Source organism: Nocardioides sp. CPCC 206348 (genome assembly GCF_048654705.1).
Taxonomy (GTDB): Bacteria; Actinomycetota; Actinomycetes; order Propionibacteriales; family Nocardioidaceae; genus Nocardioides.
This window is the reverse complement of the sequence record NZ_JBMCZA010000241.1, coordinates 46,807-47,298: the sequence shown is the minus strand read 5'-3', so window position 1 is coordinate 47,298 and position 492 is coordinate 46,807. Positions and strand designations below refer to the sequence as shown.

Genomic DNA, 492 nt, shown 5'->3' with positions numbered 1-492 from the left:
GGCTACGGAATGCCCGACCAGCGCAGCAACGGGATCCTGTCGCGGCAGTACGCCCGCGCCTTCGTGCTCGATGACGGCACCCGGCGGGTGGCCTTCGTGGTCGCCGACATCGGGATGTTCTTCCAGGCCGGGGTCGCTGCCGTCCATGAGCGACTGCGCGAGCGGTTCGGAGACACCTACGGCCCGGGCAATGTCGTCCTCACCGCCACGCACACGCACTGCGGACCCGGCGGCCACGGGCACGACCTGCTCTACAACATCACCACCGTCGGCCACCACGGCCGCACCTTCCAGCGCCTGGTGGACGGCGTCGTGGAGGCGATCGAGCGTGCGGACGCCGACGTCGCACCCACGACCGCCGTCCTGACCCGCGGCACACTCACCGACGCGAGCGCCAACCGTGCCCAGGCTGCGTTCGACCGCGACCCGGTCGACGAGCGAGCGCTGTTCCCCGACGGGATCGACCCGGCCACCACGTTGCTGCGCTTCGAA

Annotated in this window: 1 protein-coding gene; it reads left to right on the top strand. The window is 70.9% G+C overall.

Annotation, left to right across the window (positions count from 1 at the left end; translation table 11 throughout):
• Positions 1-492: neutral/alkaline non-lysosomal ceramidase N-terminal domain-containing protein (locus tag ACOADB_RS28270; RefSeq protein WP_378607043.1), on the top strand; the 492-nt coding region annotated here is incomplete at both ends.